We start from the raw sequence: 22,265 nt of genomic DNA, 5'->3' as shown, positions 1-22,265 counted from the left end.
CACTGTTATTTGGTTGATAGTTTTCTAATAACTGAGTTTTTAAAGATTTATATTCTCTATTTTTATGATCAATTATCTGATTTAAAGTATCTATACGAACACAATCTAAGGCTTTACCAGCCAGTTAAACTAAATGAAAACGATCAATAATTATTTAAGCATTTGGGAATAGTTGATGAATGATACTTTGATATTGAGCATTCAGGTCTACAACAACAGAGGTTACAAATTGTCTTTCTTTTAGAATATATGCATTAAAAAAATGTTCCTTAATAACACTGTTAAAACGATTAGGCAGTATCGCTACAAAATTATGTGTTTCAGCATCAATCGCACTTTGACATGAAGCCCAAATAAAGCGTTGGTTCCGTAATCGCAAATGAAATTCATAGCCATTTACGCTAGAAATTCTAGCATTAACTAAACGTGTTCCATTTTTGATCATAGTTAAATAGCCACAATCTGGGTCTCTTGGAGGTATGTATGTTAATGGTGCATCTATGATATTAACTTTTCTTTTACGTGATACTATTCTAACAAAATCATCGGAAACGTTAATTTTCTTAATATTTTCGTCTTCTGTTCCTAATAGTAATAGTGCGGAATTAATTGTGATCATCAGCATCCCTCGCTTTTGATTATGTTTTGCAACTTAATCATAGCAGGGGCCGGTGGCCTCTTTTTTTGTTTTCAGAATAAAAAACTGGTGTTGATGAATTTTATTTTACCAACACCAGAAAGTGTACACCCTCAAAGTTTATAATTAACATTTTGTTGTTGGGTTACTATTGGTTTATAATAAAAAATAGATAAGGGGGTTATTCAATGAATAAACTATGGGTGACGTTTTCGCAAAAATTGTTAAGAGTTGATTTACGTTTTAAAAAAACTTTTGTTTATCAAGCAATTGAAAAAACATTTGCAATTATCTTACCGTTTATTATTATTGGAAGTTTTAGTATGGCGCTTAGTTCTAGCGTTTTATCAGAACAAGGGTTCTTTAATCAAGTATATAATATTTCATCATGGTTACCTTATGAAAAAATCATAACAAATATATTCGAAATTATTAATACAGTTACAATGAGTTTTATCGCAGTAATGACAGCTTTTTTGAGCGCAAAATACATGACTCGGTCCTTTAAAAAAGATGAACAAATTGCAGGATTCACTGGGGCAGTCGGGATGCTTATTTTGAATTATAATTTATCAAGTTTAAACCCTGATAGTGATCAGGGGACATTCTTGATTCAAGAGTTAGGTGTTAAAGGGATTTTTATCTCACTGATTTTGGGGGTCTTTGTAGGATATATCTTTAAATGGTTTTCACCTAAAAATAAGCAAGAAAAAGTAGATCAATATACATTTATTTCTCGTGGTTTAGAGAGTCTGTTGCCGATAGTGATAATATTGGGGATTTTAATTGGACTAGTCATGTTAGTTTCATTGGTTAATCAAATCGGTGTGAATGGTCTCTTATATTCTATGTTTAGATTAACAGAAGTTAAATCAAGGCATTTAATTATAACTATTTTATTTTTATCCTTTTTCAATACTGTTTTATCTGGTATAGGAATTTCTGGTTCTTTAGGAATTGCACAAGGCGGCTTAGATGATACTTCGGTTGTCAGTAACTTAAGTTATGCGTTAAAGCATGGCACGTCTTTTGGTGTACCTTTTCCTATCTCTATACATACAATTTATGACAGTTTTGGTAGCTTTGGTGGAACAGGAATGACCTTATCTTTAATTATAGCAATATTGATAATGTCTAAAAATAAAAATAGTCGTAAAATAGCAAAAATATCAATTATTCCAAGCTTTGTGAATATTAATTTTCCATTGATGTTTGGGTTACCAATTATTTTAAATCCTATTTTAATGGTTCCGTTTATCTTATCACCCATCGTTTCAATGTTGATTGGGTACTTCTGTATTTACTTTAAGTGGATACCTCCAGCAGTTTACAGCTTACCTGAAACGACTCCAGCACCATTAATGGCATTTTTAGGAACTGATGGGTATTGGAGTACATTAGTTGTATCAGGAATTGTGCTTATTATTACAGTTTTAATTTATATGCCGTTTGTAAAATTAAATAATAAGGCAATGAATATTGATGGAGGTAAGCTAAATGAAAAATAAACGGAAAATAGTTAAATACGTGTTTATTTGGATAGCTATCTTAGCTTGTTTTTTAGCTGTTATCGTACCGGCAAATACATGGAACACTAAAAAGGTCAAAACAAGCCGAATTATTCATAATTCAAAGTTAAATCCAGTTATTTTAATACCAGGAAGCAGTGCAAATCAAGATCGATTTGATGAATTGATTGATGTTTTAAATACTTCAACAAATCGAACGCATAGTTTGTTAAAGATAACGGTTCAGAAAACTGGAAAACTTAAAATTACTGGTAAAATAGCTAAACGAGATATGCAACCTTTCATAGTTGTTGGTTTTGAAGATAATTCGAATGGCTATAATAGTATAAAAAAACAAGCTAAATGGTTTGATATAGCGTTTACGTATCTTGCTGATAAATATAAATTTAATCAATTTAATGGTATCGGGCACTCTAACGGAGGTCTTATTTATACGACATTTTTAGAAGAATATTTTGATGATAAAGCGGCCTCAATTAATACGTTAATGACGATAGGTTCACCATATAATGGTGAAGAAACTAATCAGAGTACAAGAACACAGATGTTAGCGGATTTTGTAAAGAATCGAAAAAAAATTCCAACTAACTTAGTGTTGTACTCGATTGCTGGAACAGATAATTACAATAATGATGGAATTGTTCCATATCAAAGTGTTAATGCCGGAAAATATATTTATCAAAATCAAGCGAAATCCTATACAGAAATAACTGTCACAGGAAATGAATCGGAACATTCTGATTTACCACAAAATAAGCAAATTGTTGCTTTAATTGAACAGTATATTATTGCTTCCCAAAATTCTAAAAATAGTGGACCAGATGATAAGAAAATTTAGAGTAGTGCTTGATTATTATTGTGATGAACTATGTATAGTTGCACATTGTAAAAATAGTCTTAATGATCTTAAATATGTACAGTATATCAATTAAACAGACAATGTCGATGGCGAGTGTTGTATTTAATTATTGAAAGTAGTATAAAATATAGGCCTTTGTTAACTATTGCTGATCAATGATATTAAAAAAGTTCTAATCGCTAAGTGATTAGAACTTTTTTGTATGAATTTTAAGAGTATAAAGTGGTTTAGTTCAAAATTTATAAACATTTTGAAAGCTAATGCGCTATATAAAATGTATCTATGACAACAAATAAGTTGGGAAAAAATATTTAACTAGTTTGGGCGGGGTTTCATAATGATATGTCTAAAAAAACTGGCCAATTCCATAATGAATTAACATGGTTATTAAACCAATGATAATATTTCGTATAATGGCAACTTTAATTTTACCATCACCTAATTTGGAGCTAATAAAGGCAGTTAAAGCTACAGCTACTGAAACCGCAATAATTGTACCTATCATTTTCCAATTGTTTGGTAATATAATAATGGCAAGTAGTGGGAAAATACCACCTAAAGCTGCAGAGATTAGTGAGGAAAAAGCGGCATCCCAAGGGTTCATATAGTGTCCTAATTCGAGACCGTATTTAACATTAATAATCGTTTCTAGTGGCTTTTTTTGCATTAATTCTGTAGCAATTTCAAAAGAGGTTTCTTCAGAAACGCCCTTAGCCGTATAAAAATTTTGAACATCATGAATTTGATCAGTACGACTCGTAATCATACGCTGTTTTTCGACGGCAACAGCTGCTTTTTCGGTGTCACTTTGTGAACTGACAGAGGCATATTCGCCAGCTGCCATAGAAAATGCGCAAGCTATTAGATCAGTTAACCCAGCGATGAAAATAATGAAATTATCTGTTGTAGCTGCTGCAACACTGAACAGGACACCTACAACAGTTAAAATACCATCATTAGATCCTAGTATACCTGCACGAAGTGAATTAAGTTTTTCATCCATTGTTTTGTATTTTTTTTGTTTAATTTTGGTTTCAGATGTCATGAAATTAAGTGTCCTTTCCTAATGAGCAAATAAAGTACCAATAAAGTAAGTGACTAGCATTGTTAAAATACCAGAAATAATATTACGAATAACTGATTTTGTCCGATTTGAGTTACCCAAAGTTGCAGCACTAAATCCTGTGATAGCTAGTGCAATAATGACAGAAATAGATGTGGCAATGACCTTAAATTCAGCAGGGAATAAAGTAATTGCAAGTAGGGGCAGCAATGATCCAATCGGAAAAGAAATCATTGATGCAATCGCAGCCGCATAAGGATCCGTATAGACGTTAGGATCAAAGCCATATTTTTCACGTACAATAGTATCTAATGGGTTAGCCGACATCATTTCATCTGTAGCTTTTAATGCTAAGGATGAAGAAATACCTGTTTTAAAATATTTTTGATAAACATAATTATATTCCTTATCATAATTATGTTTTAGATTGTACTTGGAATTGGCAGTAGCAACTTCTTGCGAATCTTTTTGGGTACTTACAGAAACATATTCTCCCATAGCCATTGAGACAGTACCGGCAAGCATACCAGCAATACCTGAAATGAAAATAGAAAAATTATTGTTCGTAGCGCCAGCGACACCAATGACAATCCCAGCAACGGAAAGAATACCATCATTAGCTCCCATAACACTAGCTCTTAAAACATTTATTTTCTGAGATAAAGATAATTTTTTAGACATAACTCTCTCTCCTTTGTTATAATGATTCTAAATATATAATCATTATAAATCAATTCAATAGATAAAGTCCACATATTTTATGAAATATGAGATAATGAACAGAGTGAATTAAGAAAATGGGGGTCGTTAAATTGATCGATAAAAATCTTGACCAGGCTTTAGAAATTTTAAAAGAACGTGGCGTACGTATAACACCACAGCGTAAAATAATTCTTGAATATTTAGTAACGCAACATAACTACCCATCTGTTGAACAAATTTTTAACGGAATTAAAGATGGAAGCGTAGGGTTAGGCATAGCTACCGTTTATAATACGTTACAAATATTAGTTGCTCAAAAATTAGTGATAGAATTGTCTAATGGCGATGATGGTAAAATGCGCTACGATTATTTTGGTATTCCACATTATCATGCTATCTGTCTTAACTGTGGCAAAATAACAGATATATTTACAGAATTAACTTTTCATGAGGCAGAGCAAGAGGCGGAAAATAAAAGTGGTTATATAATTGAAAGTACACATGTCGAGACGTTTGGATATTGTCCAGAATGTCAAATAAAACTGGGTTTAACAGAAAATAAATAATATATATCAGTAGATAAAATAAGCTTTAAAAATATGGTTGGTAGTACCAATTTGTAGATAGTACCCATTTTACATAAAGGTTACAGCTGTACAAAATCAGATGTCACACCTTTAGTATAAATAATTAAAGAGTTATATTATTAAGTTTTTGCGTTATACAAACTAATATTTCCACAAAAAAAGCAGAACTTATAGTTCTGCTTTTTTTGTGGAAATATTTAAGTAAATGACCAAGGCACAAATTTCACACAGTAAGATTAAAATTGTCATTGGAACATAAGAATGATCCCCCATAATCCCAACGAATGGAGAAAGAATACTTCCAACTAGATTCATACCAACACCAAGTATGGCAGAAGCACTTCCTGCGTGTTGCCCTTGTTTCTGCATAGCTAATGAGAAGGCCGTTGTATTTACGATACCAACCATTGAAACAATTAAAAATAAACTGATGAGCACTAGTAATAACGAGTTACTAATAAATAATGAGGTCGTTAATAGTAGACTACCAAGTAAGGCAAGGTAAACACCTAATTTTAGACCAGTCTGTTCAGAAAAAGTATCTGAAATTCGTGAACTTAATTGAGACATTATAACGATACCTAAACCATTAATTGCATAGACTAAACTGAACATATTAGAGGATAGACCAAAAAGATTTTGTAAAACAAATGATGATCCAGAAATATAACAGAACATTGCACCTGAGATAAAGCCTTGAATTAGAGCATAACTCAAGAAAAATTTATCAAAAATTAAACTTTTAAGAATTTTTTTCGTTGAATCACCAGTATTTGATTGCGACTTCTCTGGCACAATCTGGTTAGTTTCTGGTAACGTCACTAATACAAGAAGAAATAAAAGAAAACCAATTACAGTTAAGATAACAAAGATACCGCGCCAAGATGTGAATTTTAGAATAAAACTGCCAAGTATGGGCGAAATAATCGGGAAAATTCCATTAACAGCCATTAAGAGCGAGAAAAAACTGGTTAATTTTTTTCCGGTGTATAGGTCTCTAGCAATTGCTCGAGAGATTACAAGACCAGCAGATCCCGCTAAACCTTGCAATAACCGGATAATAACCAAAATTGTTATATTCTGACTTGTTGCTGCGATGATAGAGGTAACAGCGAACAAGATGAGTCCCAAAAGTAATGGCTTTCTACGGCCAATTTTATCACTGTAGGGTCCAACTATTAATTGGCCAAGCGCCAATCCAAGTAAACAAGTCGTAATCGTCAACTGGGTAAGCGATGCAGTTGTATGTAAGTGTTGTTGAATAACTGGTAATGCTGGTAAATACATGTCCAATGATAATGGACCAAAAGCACTTAATGTTCCTAATAAGAAGGTTAAAAATAATTCATGTTTTTTAGGATTTTTAAAATAAGAAAAAACCAACAAATTCACGTCCTTTTAAATGATTAATAAATATACCATAGAATAAATATTAATAAGTTACAATAGTATTGTTAAAATTTTGGTCTATCAATATAAGTTGCTTAGGTTTATGCGTTAATCGATTTAACAATTCAGGTACTTCTAATGAAGATAAATGTGAATTGATTGGGAGACTATCTTTATTATTTTCCAATAAATCGGTCAGTGAATAGCTATTTTGGGTAGACAAATTAAAATCGCCTAACTTATTTTCTATATTTACCAAGATATATTTCTCAGGATGCCTTTTAATTCCTACAGAAGTAGCATCATTTAATGAAATCACTTCTGAATCAGGATAAAAATACGTCAATAATTGGGAGGTTGGCTTATCTAGTACGATTATTTTTTCTAACTTGTTAGCTACTGTCGCTAACTTATGAATTAAATAAAGATTTTCGTTGGCAACGTTAATAGCAGTTAATTCTTCGACTTTTAAAAGTTTAATGAGATGATCTAGAATCGTAATTTCAGTGTAGTAATTAGTATCTGTTGTGTCGACAGTATTTAAAATTAGAACATCTAAAGGTAGTCGGTTTAAGTCGTGAATCCATTTCTTCGTTCTCTTTTTATGAGGTCCAGCTAAGCGAGTATCACCAGCTAAGAAGGAGTACTTCTGCTTTTCATCTTCTACTAAAAAAGCTAATGAACCCGTGTGTACTGAATCTGATAAAAAACCAATCACTGTAAAATCTCCAATAGTTAGTGCGGTGTTAATCGGAATAATTTTGTAATTTAAGTGTGTTTCACTAATTTTACCTAGTAAGACAAATTGTTGTTTTAATTCAAATGCCTCTTTGGATAAATAGATAGGTAATTTTTGCATCATAGAAGATTCAAGAATTTTTTCATGGATATCTATTGAGAAGTATGAAAGAAAAAGAGCGTCTGCTTGTTCATTTAGTTGTGAATTAACGTTAAATTGAAAGATTGAATGTGAACTTTTAAATTGTGAACTACTATCAAATAAGTTGTTTACTATACTAATTTTGGTCATTATATTCCTCTCTTTCTAATTAGAACTATCATACCATGATGAACCTGAGTCGTCATGCTTGTCTAAAATAATCAGTGGTGTACAATGTAATTATTAAATAAGAAAGCTGGTAATTTCATGTATTTAAAAATAAGTGAAGACGCAAAAAGCAAGATTATGAAACTTATGGGTAATGATTCAGAAATCTTGCTTGATTTTGACGATGGTGTTGGTGCTTTATCAAATGAAGGAACATGTACGTTAGATTCAAGCTTTAGAATGTTAGTAATTGATGACCAGAACGATAGCAAGGCATATGATGGAACAATTGATTCAGATTTAGGTCCCATTAGAGTAAAAGGGTACAGCAAAACTTATATGGATGAGAACATGCAACTTGTCGTTAATGAACGATTCAACAGTTTAGCATTACATGGAGATAATTCAGGACTATTAACAGGTAATGTTAGCTTAGAAAGTCTTGTTAAAAACTAATAAAAAATCGTAAACAATAAAAATTGTTTACGATTTTTTTTAGTTTATTTTTTAATTTTTCTCTCATAACGTGTGTAGTAAAGGAAAGCAACTAGTCCAGAAAGGACAGGACCAGATATCATCCAGAGAGCATTACTTAATGTATCGCTGATAACAGTGAAAATAATTCCAAAGGCTAAAACTAACCAGACGACAATAGTAATAATATTTGTAAGTGTTCTATTCTTATAAACTTCAAAAGGTCGATTTAAGTCTTGACGTTTTTTAAAGAATGGAAATGCACCAATTAAAAATAGATAAGGTACAGAAGTTGAGATATTTCCCATTAACGTTAATTTTGAATAGAATAATGTTGAATTTGAACCTCCAAATGAAACAGCCATGATAATGACAATAACGACGGCAGCTTGAATCCACATTGCAAATTCAGGCATACTATGCTTATTTAATTTCGTCATTTTTGCTGGCCAGATATCCTTAGGTGTTCCAAGAATAAATGATTTGAGTGGTGAGTAAATCAAGACGAAGAATGCACCTGTATAAGCCATGAACATACTTAAACCAGTAATTCTAGCAAGTGTATGACCAAAAATTGTCGAAGCACTTGCGCTCATACCAAAGCTTTGACCTGCAAAATTACCTAAGTTTTCCATCAATATGTAAGAGATGTTACCTAAGTTGGCATTTTGACCACCAAGTTTACTCCAGTTTGTACTAACACCCCAGAAGAAGATTGAGATTGAGTAAGCAAAAAGAATTAATAAAGTGGAAATGATTAAACCCTTTGGAAAATTTTTCTTAGGATTTCTAATACTATCTGTAACACCACTAACTGATTCCATACCACCGTATGCAAAGATGGCAAAAACAATAAATGAAATTAGGGCGATAGGTGATTGATAGCTAGGATTTCTAGAAGTTATAATACTTGTCATACCATGCCATGGTTCTTGGAGTGCACCATGATTAACAATTAAAATAACAATACTTAATAGTAAAAAGATAGCATTTAAACCTAAAATAGCAATACCACCAACTGAAGAAATCTTGGCAATACTACTGATACCTCGACTAGCGACAAAGGTAACTAGCACAATCCAAAGAATTGCAAGAATACCGATAGTTTGTGTTGAAGATAGGCCAAAGATAGCCCAAGATTGTGTTTGATCACTTCCAGAAAAAATTGTTGAAAGTGGAATCCAAACTTTAGATGCAATTGATACCATCCAGACAATCCATGCAAAAAGCCAAATAAATGTTCCTGTGAAAGCAAGTTTGGGGCCAATTGATTCAGCTAACCAAGAATAAATGCCACCTTTTGATTCATTTAAAGCTGAACCATATTCTGCAAACATCAAAGCAGTTGGTAAGAAAAAGAAGAATGCTGCTAAAACGTACCAGATAATACTAGCGTAACCCATTTGAATAAAGGCGACGGGAGTATTTGCAAATCCAAAAATAGTTGTAAAAATCATTAAAATGAAACTTGTTAGGGAAATTTTCTTTTGTTTGTCCATAAGACTTTTGTAATTCCTTTCGGTTTCTTATATTTATAAGTTTTGGTCAGTTTTAAAATTTAATGGTGATAGGTCAGTTGATAATGTAATTAGCTGACTAATTAAGGCCTTAACCTTGATTTCAGCAGCTTCAGTAATTTTTAGATTTTCTTCAGTTAAAAAATCTGTTAGGTCTGTACCACTTTTAGAAATTGCCTCTGTTTGAATCCGTTTTACGGAGGCATTGAATTGGATAATTAAATCTTTTTGGAGATCTTTCAGTAATGAGCTAAATTCTAAGTAATGTGAATCAACCAAAATACCTAATTGTTTATATAACCAGTAAGCAGATTTGTCATCATATACATCGGTACCAATTTTATAATTCTCCGGTGTATCCGTAATACCAGCAAAGAAAGGTACATAAGCACTTTGAGCCGTAACACCCATTGATAGCCAATGGATACCACCAATTTCAAAAGGTAAATCAGGTCTAATTTGTAAAATATGAGACTCTTGTGTTTTTGCTAAACTAATGGGTCTGAATTTATGTTTATCACTGATTGAACCAGTTCCAATCGGATCATATTGAGTTCCTTGGAAATGTGAGCCAAGAATTTGTTCTAAATCTTCACGTTGAATTAAATGATCAGCCTGACGAATGAACGGTAAATTCATACTCATAGGATCTTGTGAAGCAACTGATGGTGTTAAAAGTAATTGGCCATACCAAACTCTTGGTGTGCTGTAAATGGCATCAGATTGATCATGAGTTCCAAAGATATCTCTAAAATTAAATGAATCTTTTTGGTTATTTAAATGATTATCAGAAACAAATTTCTGAATACCAGAACTAAACATAAAATTAGCGGAATCAGTAAAGTTAATTTCTTGAATAGCTAGTTGGTTGGCAACAACTGCATAAGAATCATCCGGAATACGTTGCGCAACCCAATGGTGACCGGTTGCAATTTCCATATACCAAACATCTTTTTGATCAGAGAACAAGACACCATTTGTTTCACTTGAACCGTATTTTTCTACTAATGATCCAAGGTAACTAACACCTTCTTTTGCGGAGTGAATATAGGGAAGAGTAATTGTTACAATTGCTTCCTCACCAATTCCGTTTTCAGTTAGTAAGGGATCGTAACTGAGAACCCGGCTATTAGCGTATGCACTTTCAGTAGCGCTCATAGCCACACCATATTCATTAAAGCCATCTTCTTCAAAAACACCAAATTTTGGTGTCCATTCAGGAGTAGCTGAATATTTACCACGAATTTTTGGTAATGGCATTTTAAAGTGATTATCTGGTGATTCAAATAAAGGTGATTGTTCAAATTCTGTATGAGCATGAATAACAAAATGTTTTGGCCATGCTGTTTTTGCATCTTCATTACGGCCAATAAAAGTCGACCCATCTGCAGTTGCTTTAGAACCAGCTAAAACACTTGTACATGCTGAAAAATTAAAAGGGTCTGTCGTCATGGATATTTCTCCTCCCAGTAAATAAATTTAGATATTACCATTTTATCATTTAATTGCTATTTTTAAACGCCATTTGTAAATAAATATTCGTATTTAACCGGTTACGCTGTATAAGGTTAGTTTAATAGAAATTTAAAATGAGAGATTACTCATTTTATTAATATTATTGTTTAATAAAAGGTAAAATGAAAAGAGTCACATATAATAGGAGGGAGATTTATGAAGTTATCAATTTCTGATAAAAATAAACGACTAGTTATAATTGTATTTTCGGGATTATTAATTGCATTATCCCTTAATTTCTTTCTGATTCCAGGAAATATTTTTGGAGCTGGTGCCAATGGTATTGCCCAATTACTTTCTGCTATTTTTTATGATCTATTTCATATTAAAATTGGTACTGGATATCTAATTATGTTAATAAATATTCCAATTGGTATATTAGGCTGGTATAAAGTAGGACGTTCATTTACATATTATAGTGTACTGACCGTCGCTTCTTCATCTCTCTTTACGGTAATTTTACCCGTTCATCAATTATCAACTAATCCATTAATGGCAGCATTATTTGGTGGTGTAATAAGTGGTATTGGGGTTGGATTAGCATTAAAATTTGGTTTTTCAACTGGTGGGATGGATATCATCGCACTTGTTCTAGCTAAAACGACAGGTAAAACAGTCGGTTCATTAATGTTATCAACAAATATGATTATTATTTTAACGGCTGGATTTTATTTCAGTTGGGAAAGTGCTTTGTATACAATTATTTCTAATTATGCTATGTCTAGAGTTGTCGACGACATCCATACATCGCATCAAAAGTTAACAGCATTTATTGTTACAAAAGAAGCAGATTTAGTTGTTGGAGCGCTCCAAAAATCATTAATTCGTGGAATTACAGTTATTGACTCAAAGGGCGCTTTCTCAAATGAAGAAAGTAAAGTTTTGATGTTAGTTATTACACGTTATGAATTATATAATTTAAAAATGACAATTAGTGATGTTGATCCAAATGCATTTATGAACTTAGTTAATACCGCTGATATTGAAGGCAATTTCCTAAACTCAGACCAACAAGAATTATTAAGAAAAGGGCAATCAACTAAATAAAAAGGAGATTCGTTATGCCAATTATAAATATTGATTTAATTGAAGGTCGTTCACAAGAACAACTTAAAAATTTAGTTAAAGATGTGACTGAAGCTGTTTCAAAAAATACTGGTGCACCTACAGAGCATATCCATGTAATTTTAAATGAAATGCGTAAAGATCGTTATAGTGTCGGTGGTATTCTAAAAAGCGACGAAAAATAAATATCATTAAATATGACTTCTGGTATATTCCAGAAGTCATTTTTTATAAAAAAATAACAGACCATTACTGATCTGTTACTAATTAACGATTATTTAGCTAAATTTAAATAATTTTTTAAGTAATGAGCAAGCCCATTTTCTTGGTTATTTAAAGAGGTAACATCATTGGCTAGACCTCTAATTTCAGAAGTACCATTTTTCATTGCCACACCCCAGCCAGCATATGAAAGCATTTCTTTATCATTACTTTCATCACCAAAAGCAACGATATCTTTTTGAGAGATACCATAGTAATCTGCTAGATAAGAAACACCAATTGCTTTTTGAATCCCTTTTGAAACAACTTCTAGAACAGGTTTTGGTCCGCCCCAAGTGTTGACTTCGATAACATCACCATATTTTTCAAGTAGTCTAGATGTAATTAATTGTTTTTTATCTTGATCGACAAACATCGTAATTGATGTCGGATCATGTTGTAAATTTTGTTTATTAAGAATTTGATTTGATCTTAAAACTTGTGGGAAAAAGCCTTTCACTAGCTGACTTGCATTGTCAGCCAATAACATATTTTTTCCTTCGGCTGCTAACATGTTAATACCTAATTCTTTTCTAGCGTTAAGAATATCAAAAACAATATCTCGATTAATTGTATATTCGTATGATTTATCCCAATTTTTATGTGGAATATGTGCCAGGGCACCATTAAAATTAATCATTGGAGTTGTTAACCCTAATGAATCATAAATTTGTTTTGAGATACGATATGGGCGTCCCGTTACAATACTGACAATGTGTCCTTCAGCTGTTGCTTGAGTAAGTACTTTTTTTGTTGTTGAACTAACTTCTGCATTATTATTTAAAGTTGTGCCATCTAAATCAATTGTAATTAACTTTTTGTTCATCGTTATTGTTCCTCCATCAACTTAACTTATGTGTAGTAAGATTTACAGTTTTTTATCTTAGTTAGTTCAGGATAGCATTTGAGTATGCAGTATTCAAACGTATTTAACCTTTTTTTATCTATTGTTATAAAATCGTATCTTTAATTTAATCCGGCTTCATAGTAACTTTGGCGCCGTATAACATTATTTTTTAGAAAAAGTAAAGAGTTCAGTAACATTAAAACAATAGATTGCAATGCTAAAATAGAAACGATAAACTAGTAATATTAGCTATTCAAGAGAGGATTAATCCTATGAGTGAAAGACGAAGTGCAGAAATAATTAAGCAAGATATTTTGACACATTTAGAAAAAGTGATGGATCCTGAATTGGATATGGATATTATTAATTTAGGTTTAGTATATGAGATTGAATTAGACAATGACAATAATTGTAATGTACAAATGACTTTAACCACTATGGGTTGCCCGTTAACAGGTGTTCTATCTGATTTAGTCGAAGATGCGTTAAAGCCAGTGCTAGAAATAAAAAAAGTAACTGTACAATTTATATGGAGTCCAGCCTGGTCAATTGAACGTATGTCTAGGTATGCAAAAATGGCACTCGGTGTCCATTAAAAGTTAGGGGGAAATTAAATTGATGATGCGAAGAAGATACATATTTATAGTAGCTATCTTACTACTTACATTCTTTACCACATTTTTATTTTTTAAGATGCAGGAAAAAGATTTAATCACAAAATTAGATAATCATAATCTATCTAAAAATGCATATGTTCTTAAAACAAAAGAACAAAATTTAGATAAATATAATACAACGTTAGCAAAATCAGAAAAAATTTCTGATTTTCAAATTCATTATCAAGTAAAAAACAAAAAAAATATTTCTTATTTTTATGCGAAGGGTAGTTATGATAAGCCACCAATGGTTTCTGGAACTTTTTTCTCAAATAATGATTTTTTATCTGAAGTTCCGGTAGCAGTAGTTGGTCGAAATATTGAAAAAAAATTATACTCGCCATTTCATCAGCAGTATTATAAATTAAATGGGCAATACGTTTCTGTCATCGGTATTATGGGTGATAAATACAATTCTGAGTTGGATAATCAAATTTTTATTGCAATGTCAACTGCAGACATAAGTAAATTGAAGGCAAATAATACAAATATTATTCTTGATTCAAAGCATGTCGTGACTAAGAATGTGTTAACGACCGAATTAACTAATACAACAGTTTCCAAACAGGTTAATGATAATTTAATTTTAACTAATAACTCATGGATTAGTCGACATTGGCAACAAGCGGTGGGCTTAATGGCTGTTATTGCTAGTGTTATGGTCGCAACTTATATTTGGATTGTTGGTGTTAGTAAACAAATTCGTAATCAGAAATTTATCAAACAATCAAAAAAAGTTATTATTTGGAATAACTTGCTAATTTACATGGGATCATTCTTAGTTGGTGGCTTAATAGGAACTGCGATTGGTCAGTCACAATTTTCGATTAAAACAAATATGATAGCTCTGTATGAGTTCGAAGGTACTCTATTTATCGTTGCTTCCGTTGTTTTCTACTTTGTTATCCGTAGAAGAGTTAATAAACGTAATAATTAATAAAAACGCCAAATCAGTTAGATTCATTATCTAACTGATTTGGCGTTTTTTATGTAAACATGATTATATTTGATTTTTAAAATTTTGTAACTCAGGTGATAAAATCATTCTAATTTTTGTTAAATCACTTAAATTTTTGGTGCCAAGTAACAGCATAAGCATGTTAATTTTTGATTGATAATCTGATATGGTATTTGTTAGCGCATCTTGACCTTGTTTATTGAGAATGTGTAAGAATGCACCAGAGATACCAACACTTTTAGCGCCTAAAGCGAGACATTTAACAATATCTAATGGGGTACGAATACCACCAGAGGCAAAAATTGTTAAGCCTGTTTGCAGAGATTTTGTATCAATGAGACTTTCAGCTGTAGTTAAGCCCCAATCCTCTAGAAAGGAGAAATCTTTAGCATGTCTACGTTCGTTTTCAATCATGGCAAAATTTGTGCCGCCACGACCAGAAATATCAACATAACGTACACCAATATCAGCTAATTGTTGAACCGTTTTATGAGACATCCCAAAACCAACTTCTTTAACAATAATGGGTACTTCAAGCTTATTTACGATTGTTTCAATATTCTTCAACCAATAAAACTCACGTTCACCTTCTGGCATAATAATTTCTTGAGCGGCATTAATATGAATTTGTAGGGCGTTTGCTTCAATCATATCAACGGCTCTTTTTGACTGATCTAGTGTTGCATTGGCGCTTAAATTAGAAAAAATGAGACCATTTGGATTCTTTTCACGAAGTATTTTAAATGTATGAGCCTTAGAAGGGTCTTTTAAGGCGATACTTTGAGAACCTGTCGCGATTGGTGTATTTGTGATAGCTGCAACTTCGGCTAATTGTTGATTTAAAATACCCGTTTGTTCACTGCCACCAGTCATAGCATTAATATAAAAGGGCGATTGAAACGAGAAATTTGGAAGCTCAACGCTAGATTGAATATCATTAATAGAAAGTTCAGGTAAATTTGAAGGAATAAGCTTGATCTCATTCAATTGATTTTTTGATTCCGTATTGAATAATTTTTCGGCGATAAATACGTGTTCATCTTTTCTGTGACTTTGAATTAAATTATCGTCTTTAATCATAAAAAACTCCTTATCCTATAAGGTCACTTTGATATCCAAAGGTTGAATATCATTTTGTGCCCAATCTTTAAATAATTCAGTACGATTTGTTTCAGAGGTTGCTAATGCAATACCGCAATCACCACCGCCAGCACCTGATGTTTTTGCGGCAGCATGTTGGGATTCTGATAAATTACAAAGGGAAGTTAATGATTCGGTTTCAATTATTACCTGACTAGCATCGGCTAATTGTTGTAAAATCATTCGATTATTTGTAATTTCTTGTTGAATAATGATGGAATTGTTTAATTTAAAGCCATCAATCATTGCAGTGACACATTTTTTTGAATCTTCTAAAAATTCAGAGTAAGTCTTTTTTTGTTTTGCTTTAAAAAGGGCCATCTTATCAACAAAAATGGAAGTTGAAGCTGGAGAGCCAGTCCAACCGATTAATAATTCTAAATCTTTAGGTTGCGGTAGGCGTTGGACAGAAAGCATAGGCCAATCCATAGATAAAAGTTCGGTTAGTGGCGTACCTTGTCTCATAATTTTTAACCATTCTCGATCAAATGAATAATAAGCAATCCATCCGCCATAAACACTAGCGGCAATATCTCCGAGTGAACCATTTCCTTGAACATCTAGGTGAGCCATTGCTGATAATTTAAATAGAGCGTTATCCGTTAATTTTAAATTATAAAATTGTGAAACGGCACGAACGGTTGCTACGGTAACCGCAGCAGAACTGCCCAAACCATATTTTTTACCATCAGTACTATCTAAATCACTATCAATATTGACATGATAATTAACCATCTGTTTTCCGATGGATTGTGCATATAATTCGGTTAAATGAATCGCCGATAATATGTAGTGAAAGGGGTTATCTCGATTATCAAAAATAATTTTTGTCCCTTGACGATACCAAGATAAAGAATTTTCTTGGTATTGTTTAGATGAAATACTACCTGTTTCTTTACTCTTTTTAATTGTTACAGTTACAAACTGATCAATAGCAACAATAATTGCTGGTGATCCAGGTTCAACAATTGCGTATTCTCCTGCAATATAAAGTTTTCCTGGTGCTTTAGCGGTGATCAAATAGCTCAATTCCTTTCAATATGGATAACACTAAATAAGTGTCGCTCCAGGTCCAGGCTTGGCAACCAAAAGATTTTTTGCACCAAAAAGTGGACTTAATTTATTTAAAATATAAGGTGTTTCAGTTTTGGAACAAATTATTTTAACATTTGGACCAGCATCCATTGTGAAGTAACAGGTAATACCTTCTTGACGCAAGTCACGAATAGCATCCATAGCACGTATGCTGTCAGGATTAAAATAAGTAAAGCTGGGATTAGCGCTTAAAGTTGTTGCGTGCATTTTCATTGCATTATTTTCAGCAATTTGACCAACTTTTTCGAGGTTTTTCTCTATAATAGCCTTTTTCATATCAATTAAATCACGTTCAGAAGATTTAACCCATTCATTGTAGAAAGGTGATGTGTCCACGGAATGTTGCATTCCAGAACGAGAATCAATCGCTTTTTCATGACTATTAATCATAATAGCAATCATTTGAAGATCCCAATCAATCGTTTCTTCAATCGGTATAGCAAAGGAGTCTTCATCATTGTGACCTTTTTCCCATTCAACTAGGCCACCAAAAATAGAGCGACTAGCTGAACCAGAACCACGACGTGCTAATCGTGATAAATCGCGTTTATTTAAATTTAAACCAATTGCTTGACTAGCAGCAAGCGCAAGTGCAGCATATGCGCTCGCTGATGACGCAAGTCCTGCTGAAGTTGGAACGTGATTTATTGATTCTACTTTAGCGTAAATATTTTTTTGTGCTTGATTACGAACAATATCTAAAAAGGCTGATACTTTGTTATCCTTTTTTTGTTTAGAATTTAGAAAGAAGGTATCTTCAGTTAGCGTATCGTCAAAAGTTACCGTAGTATCGGTATAAAAATGATCTAACGTTAAGGATAGGCTATTGTTGTAAGGAATAATTAAATCTTTATTTTGTTTACCCCAGTATTTAATGAGTGCAATATTAGTATGGGCGCGAGCTGAAATTTTATTTTTCAATATGTTGTGACTCCTTTTTAAGGGGTTGAATCCAAGTTGCAATGGCACCATTACGATTTAAGAGATGGCTTAGATTTAAAGCTTCTTCGGGTGTTTTAACTAGGGCTATCATACAGCCACCGCCACCACCACCGGTAAGTTTGGCACCTAAAGCGCCATTTTCTAGACTTGTTTTGACAAGTGCATCTAATTTGGGATGACTAACACCTAAAGATTTTAGTAAATGATGAGCCCTAGATAATGTGTGTCCTAAACTTATAGCATCATCTGTCGCAATTTGTGCCTTAGCCATACTTGTTAATTGACCAAGTTCGGAAATTATTTTTTCAGTAACGTCAGGACTTGATAAGACGCGATCACGAACTTGACCAACAGTTAAACCCGTTTGGCCCTTGATTCCCGTATCAGCAATCACTAAGGTTGCCTCTATGTTTAATGGGACAGGGTAAGCCTCTTGGTGCTTAATGAACCAAATGGGATCGCGGCTACTGGTTGTTGCGGCATCGATACCACTTGGAGAACCATGTGTGGTTGTTTCAGCGATATTGGCAATAAGTAGAAGTTCATCGCGTTCGATTTTCGTATCAAAAAAAGCGTACAAACTTCGAATTATGGCAATAACTGTGGCAGCGGAAGAACCCATCCCTCGTTCAGATGGGATGTCACTTTCAATCGTTAATTTAAATGATTGATGTCGTTTATTCAATGATTTTAAAATGTACTGGATAACTTGCTTAATGCCACGCATATTCATGGGAACATTTTTCAGTTCACCACTATAAAAACGACTTGTGATCCATTGTTTATCTGCCATTGCTTCCGTTAAAACTGATATTTTAACATTTGGTAAAGGGAGGGCAATAGCGGGTTGGCTATAAACAACAGAGTGTTCGCCGATTAATATAATTTTAGCATGGCTAGTACCAAGAAATTTTGCTTCTGTATTATCTGACAAATTGTTCAAAAAAAGAGTCCTCTCTAGATGAATTTACTTCCATTATCATACCTTAAAATTGTCGTTATAGCTATAATGGACTGGATGAACTTTGAGAATTTATAATGATTTAGTTTTTGGCATATGATTCTTTAATCAATATGGTAAAATAAACATAAATGCGTTAACTTAAAAAGACTGGTGATAAACTTCAATGAATAAAAATACGATTTATGCTGTAGTGGATATTGAAACGACGGGAACAAATCTTAAAAGTGGCGATCGAATGATCCAATTTGGTTGCGTTTTAGTTCAAAAAAATCAAATAATAAATTCTTTCTCGTTTGATATTAATCCTGGTATGGCAATTCCGAAAGTTATTACAGAATTAACAGGGATTACAAACCGTCAAATCAGAAAGGCTGCCTATTTTGAAGACGTCGCCGCAACGATTTACGCGATTCTCCAAGATACAGTTTTTGTTGCGCATAATATTAACTTTGATTTGCCATTTATCAATAGTGAGTTAGAAAGAGTTGGCTATCCTGCATTATCAATAAAAGGTGTCGATACTGTACAGCTTAGTCAAATCTTATTGCCAACAGCACCCAGTTTTAAATTAAAAGATCTGAGTCGATATTTGAATCTGACTCACGAAAATCCGCATCATGCCGATAGTGATGCCCATGTGACAGCTGAGTTATTTATCTTCTTATTAACTCGACTAGAAACGATTCCAAGAGAAACCTTATTTGAAATAAATCGTTTAAGTTCATTTTTATTAAGAAATACAAATGAATTATTTTCTGATGCGTACAGTGATAAAAATAGAAGACAGGAAAGACTACCAGATCATCTATACATTGTTGGAGGGATTGTCCTTCAACGTAGGAAACAAGATACATTTAATTTAACGAATTATGTTTATCCTGAAGCAGAAGTAGATAAGAAAAAAATATTTGAAAAACAATTAAGTTGGCGACCTGAACAAGCAAAGATGATGGACCTTATTTCTGAACATTTAAAAAGTGGAAATCGAACATTAATTATTGAGGCTCCTACAGGAATCGGTAAAACATTAGGTTATTTAATTCCAGCAGCTTATCATGCTCAAAATCGCAAACAAATTGTGATTAGTAGTGCGACAACATTACTTCAAACCCAGTTGATGAATCAGGCATTACCGTTACTTAACAAATTATTGCCTTTTCAAACAGCTGCAGTAAATTTGAAGGGCAGTAACCATTATATAAATTTAGCGGCGTTTAAAAAAGAATTAACACAAAAAGAAACCTCTGGACAGATAGCTTTAATGAAAATACGTATCTTAGTATGGCTGACAATGACTAAAACTGGTGAACTTGATGAATTAAAACTTTCAAGTTATCAAAATCCCATTTTTAATCAAATTGAACATCAAGGGGTTGGGAGTTTAGTATTAACTGATCAATTTTTTGAAGTTGACTTTATTAATACGTTATATAAACAAGTTGAATCGTCAGCAATTATTTTTACAAATCATGCTTTTTTAATGAAGCATCCTGGTTTATTTAACTCAGATCGTACAAAACTTGCGCCTGAATTAATTGTAGATGAAGCACAGCATCTTGCTGATGTTGCTCTACAGTCAAATAAAGGACGCATTCGATTCTGGAAAATTATTAATATGTGTGATTCATTATTGACTAGCATACAAAGTTCACAAAAATTTTCTTTTAATGACTTAATGGCAATTAATTTCTTAACAGCTAGTGAAAACAATCAATTATTAACAGAAATTAGGAAATTACGGGAATCAGTTGAGTTACTCATCAGACAATTTTCAAGAGAATATGGTCGACAAATTAGTAGGAATTCAGCAGCAAAAAATGAAACGACCGGAAAAGCAATTATTTTAAAATCAACTGAGCTAATTGGATTGATTAATCGAAATAAAATTATGCTTGAATCTGTTTTAAAAGTGATAACTGTTTTAAAAAGAGATGATGCCATTTTACGAGATCGTTATATCGCTGCAAAAAGCCAACAAAATATCGGCCAAGATGAGCAACAGCTTTTGAATCGTGTTCATAACTTTTTTAAGCAATTATTTGCAGAAACTGAGGGCTGGACTATATTTGAACAAAATCAAGACAAGCTAAATGAAAAGGTGCTTTGGTTAAGTTTTCCGATTAACGGACAAACAGACAAAATGCAATTTGAATTTAGTTTATCAGATGCAACTCATTTTCTTTCTGAAGTAATTTATCGGCACTTTAATCACCTGACGTTTACTGGGGCGACTTTGTTACTACCAGGTAATCCTGATTACATTATTGATCAGCTAGATATACAAGATGATAATTACAAAATCAAAAAATTAGGGAGTCCTTTTGATTATAGTAACCAAGCTAAATTGTATGTAGCAAGTGATGCTTTTGATGTTCGATCATCAAAAGAGCTTTATGAATCTTACTTGGCTGATTCAGTTTATGAGATTATAAAATCACAACGTAAACAAACGTTAATTTTATTTAATTCGCTTGATACGATAGCAAATGTTTATGGGTTATTAACAAAAAGAGGGTTACATCTTGATCGTGAACTTTTAGTTCAGGGTGTTACAGGACGGCCTGAAAAATTAAAAAAACGATTTTTATTAGGTAAAGACGCTATTTTAATGGGTACTGGTAGTTTCTGGGAAGGCGTTGACTTACCAAATGATAGATTAGAACTTTTAATTGTGACGCGGTTACCATTTGAGTCTCCAGAGTCGTTAAATGTAAAGGCGAAAGAAAAAGAGTTTGAAGGTCAAGGTAGGGATGTATTCAGTGAGTATTCACTGCCTAGAGCAACAATGAAGCTTAAACAAGGGTTTGGACGCTTAATTCGGACGTCAACCGATAAAGGGGCAATGATTGCATTGGACAATCGATTGATAAATCAAAGTTATGGTAAAAAAATGATTGAAGTATTGCCGGATGAATTACAACTTATAAATGAACCATTGGCAGATATTATTATTGATTTAAAGACGTTTTTATCTAATTCTGATAGTTAATCAGAATTAGATAATGTCTGTTATAATA

The 22,265-nt window shown here is 32.6% G+C and carries 21 protein-coding genes; 9 read left to right on the top strand and 12 right to left on the bottom strand.

Going from position 1 to position 22,265, the window contains the following annotated elements; genetic code table 11:
• Positions 1-154 precede the first annotated feature (154 nt).
• Positions 155-625: a transposase gene (locus tag AC1RPR_RS02745; RefSeq protein ID WP_481762175.1), complete on the bottom strand. Its 471-nt coding sequence runs from the start codon at positions 623-625 to the stop codon at positions 155-157.
• A gap of 200 nt (positions 626-825) precedes the next feature.
• Between AC1RPR_RS02745 and AC1RPR_RS02740 the strand changes: the two genes are divergently transcribed.
• Both AC1RPR_RS02740 and AC1RPR_RS02735 read left to right on the top strand, forming a co-directional pair.
• On the top strand, positions 826-2,145 hold the full coding sequence (locus AC1RPR_RS02740) for a PTS transporter subunit EIIC (protein ID WP_481761272.1): 1,320 nt from the start codon (positions 826-828) through the stop codon (positions 2,143-2,145).
• Positions 2,135-3,004 carry an alpha/beta hydrolase gene (locus AC1RPR_RS02735; RefSeq protein ID WP_481761273.1) on the top strand — a complete coding sequence of 290 codons (870 nt, stop codon included), beginning with the start codon at positions 2,135-2,137 and terminating at the stop codon, positions 3,002-3,004. The genes AC1RPR_RS02740 and AC1RPR_RS02735 overlap by 11 nt, the downstream gene beginning before the upstream one ends.
• A gap of 367 nt (positions 3,005-3,371) precedes the next feature.
• On the opposite strand, the gene AC1RPR_RS02730 is transcribed toward AC1RPR_RS02735, so the two are convergent.
• Both AC1RPR_RS02730 and AC1RPR_RS02725 read right to left on the bottom strand, forming a co-directional pair.
• Entirely contained in the window at positions 3,372-4,070 is a 699-nt protein-coding gene (locus AC1RPR_RS02730; RefSeq protein ID WP_481761274.1) for a VIT1/CCC1 transporter family protein, read from the bottom strand.
• An 18-nt stretch (positions 4,071-4,088) separates the two neighbouring features.
• The gene (locus tag AC1RPR_RS02725) at positions 4,089-4,769 is read right to left on the bottom strand and encodes a VIT1/CCC1 transporter family protein (RefSeq protein ID WP_481761275.1); all 681 of its coding nucleotides are present in this window, start codon (positions 4,767-4,769) and stop codon (positions 4,089-4,091) included.
• Between the two features lie 131 nt (positions 4,770-4,900).
• Here AC1RPR_RS02725 and AC1RPR_RS02720 point away from each other — a divergent pair, with 131 nt between their 5' ends.
• Positions 4,901-5,356 carry a Fur family transcriptional regulator gene (locus AC1RPR_RS02720; protein ID WP_481761276.1) on the top strand — a complete coding sequence of 152 codons (456 nt, stop codon included), beginning with the start codon at positions 4,901-4,903 and terminating at the stop codon, positions 5,354-5,356.
• Positions 5,357-5,545: 189 nt separating this feature from the next.
• Here AC1RPR_RS02720 and AC1RPR_RS02715 read toward each other — a convergent pair whose 3' ends face one another.
• Together AC1RPR_RS02715 and AC1RPR_RS02710 are read right to left on the bottom strand one after the other, a co-directional pair.
• The gene (locus AC1RPR_RS02715; protein ID WP_481761277.1) at positions 5,546-6,760 is read right to left on the bottom strand and encodes a multidrug effflux MFS transporter; all 1,215 of its coding nucleotides are present in this window, start codon (positions 6,758-6,760) and stop codon (positions 5,546-5,548) included.
• A gap of 49 nt (positions 6,761-6,809) precedes the next feature.
• Complete coding sequence (locus tag AC1RPR_RS02710; RefSeq protein WP_481761278.1) at positions 6,810-7,796, bottom strand: MBL fold metallo-hydrolase; 987 nt, start codon at positions 7,794-7,796, stop codon at positions 6,810-6,812.
• A gap of 117 nt (positions 7,797-7,913) precedes the next feature.
• Between AC1RPR_RS02710 and AC1RPR_RS02705 the strand changes: the two genes are divergently transcribed.
• On the top strand, positions 7,914-8,270 hold the full coding sequence (locus AC1RPR_RS02705) for an iron-sulfur cluster biosynthesis family protein (RefSeq protein WP_481761279.1): 357 nt from the start codon (positions 7,914-7,916) through the stop codon (positions 8,268-8,270).
• A gap of 44 nt (positions 8,271-8,314) precedes the next feature.
• Here the strand turns inward: AC1RPR_RS02705 and yjeM are convergent, their stop codons facing one another.
• Together yjeM and AC1RPR_RS02695 are read right to left on the bottom strand one after the other, a co-directional pair.
• A complete protein-coding gene (gene yjeM, locus AC1RPR_RS02700) occupies positions 8,315-9,787 on the bottom strand; it encodes a glutamate/gamma-aminobutyrate family transporter YjeM (protein ID WP_481761280.1) in 1,473 nt (490 codons plus the stop codon).
• A gap of 33 nt (positions 9,788-9,820) precedes the next feature.
• The gene (locus AC1RPR_RS02695; protein WP_481761281.1) at positions 9,821-11,257 is read right to left on the bottom strand and encodes a C69 family dipeptidase; all 1,437 of its coding nucleotides are present in this window, start codon (positions 11,255-11,257) and stop codon (positions 9,821-9,823) included.
• A gap of 219 nt (positions 11,258-11,476) precedes the next feature.
• Here AC1RPR_RS02695 and AC1RPR_RS02690 point away from each other — a divergent pair, with 219 nt between their 5' ends.
• Together AC1RPR_RS02690 and AC1RPR_RS02685 are read left to right on the top strand one after the other, a co-directional pair.
• Positions 11,477-12,367 (top strand): YitT family protein, encoded by an 891-nt coding sequence (locus AC1RPR_RS02690; RefSeq protein ID WP_409022584.1) that lies wholly within the window; start codon positions 11,477-11,479, stop codon positions 12,365-12,367.
• A gap of 14 nt (positions 12,368-12,381) precedes the next feature.
• Complete coding sequence (locus AC1RPR_RS02685) at positions 12,382-12,570, top strand: 2-hydroxymuconate tautomerase (RefSeq protein WP_481761282.1); 189 nt, start codon at positions 12,382-12,384, stop codon at positions 12,568-12,570.
• A gap of 89 nt (positions 12,571-12,659) precedes the next feature.
• On the opposite strand, the gene AC1RPR_RS02680 is transcribed toward AC1RPR_RS02685, so the two are convergent.
• Entirely contained in the window at positions 12,660-13,472 is an 813-nt protein-coding gene (locus AC1RPR_RS02680) for a Cof-type HAD-IIB family hydrolase (RefSeq protein ID WP_409022582.1), read from the bottom strand.
• Positions 13,473-13,765: 293 nt separating this feature from the next.
• On the opposite strand from AC1RPR_RS02680, the gene AC1RPR_RS02675 reads away from it, so the two are divergent.
• Together AC1RPR_RS02675 and AC1RPR_RS02670 are read left to right on the top strand one after the other, a co-directional pair.
• Positions 13,766-14,089 carry a metal-sulfur cluster assembly factor gene (locus AC1RPR_RS02675; protein WP_481761283.1) on the top strand — a complete coding sequence of 108 codons (324 nt, stop codon included), beginning with the start codon at positions 13,766-13,768 and terminating at the stop codon, positions 14,087-14,089.
• Positions 14,090-14,111: 22 nt separating this feature from the next.
• The gene (locus tag AC1RPR_RS02670; RefSeq protein WP_481761284.1) at positions 14,112-15,086 is read left to right on the top strand and encodes an ABC transporter permease; all 975 of its coding nucleotides are present in this window, start codon (positions 14,112-14,114) and stop codon (positions 15,084-15,086) included.
• Positions 15,087-15,149: 63 nt separating this feature from the next.
• On the opposite strand, the gene fni is transcribed toward AC1RPR_RS02670, so the two are convergent.
• From fni to mvk, 4 genes are read right to left on the bottom strand one after another with little or no spacing between them, the layout of a single operon-like run.
• Positions 15,150-16,187 (bottom strand): type 2 isopentenyl-diphosphate Delta-isomerase, encoded by a 1,038-nt coding sequence (fni, locus tag AC1RPR_RS02665; protein WP_481761285.1) that lies wholly within the window; start codon positions 16,185-16,187, stop codon positions 15,150-15,152.
• A 15-nt stretch (positions 16,188-16,202) separates the two neighbouring features.
• On the bottom strand, positions 16,203-17,267 hold the full coding sequence (locus AC1RPR_RS02660; RefSeq protein WP_481761406.1) for a phosphomevalonate kinase: 1,065 nt from the start codon (positions 17,265-17,267) through the stop codon (positions 16,203-16,205).
• Between the two features lie 30 nt (positions 17,268-17,297).
• Positions 17,298-18,263: a diphosphomevalonate decarboxylase gene (gene mvaD, locus AC1RPR_RS02655; RefSeq protein WP_481761286.1), complete on the bottom strand. Its 966-nt coding sequence runs from the start codon at positions 18,261-18,263 to the stop codon at positions 17,298-17,300.
• On the bottom strand, positions 18,253-19,227 hold the full coding sequence (gene mvk, locus AC1RPR_RS02650) for a mevalonate kinase (RefSeq protein WP_481762176.1): 975 nt from the start codon (positions 19,225-19,227) through the stop codon (positions 18,253-18,255). Before mvk ends, mvaD begins: the two co-directional genes overlap by 11 nt.
• Before the next feature lie 184 nt (positions 19,228-19,411).
• On the opposite strand from mvk, the gene AC1RPR_RS02645 reads away from it, so the two are divergent.
• The gene (locus AC1RPR_RS02645; RefSeq protein WP_481761288.1) at positions 19,412-22,237 is read left to right on the top strand and encodes a helicase C-terminal domain-containing protein; all 2,826 of its coding nucleotides are present in this window, start codon (positions 19,412-19,414) and stop codon (positions 22,235-22,237) included.
• Positions 22,238-22,265 lie beyond the last annotated feature (28 nt).

This window comes from Dellaglioa sp. CoH-57-MRSF-22 (assembly GCF_056781895.1).
Note: the sequence above shows the minus strand (reverse complement) of the source record. Positions and strands in the feature narration are given on the sequence as shown.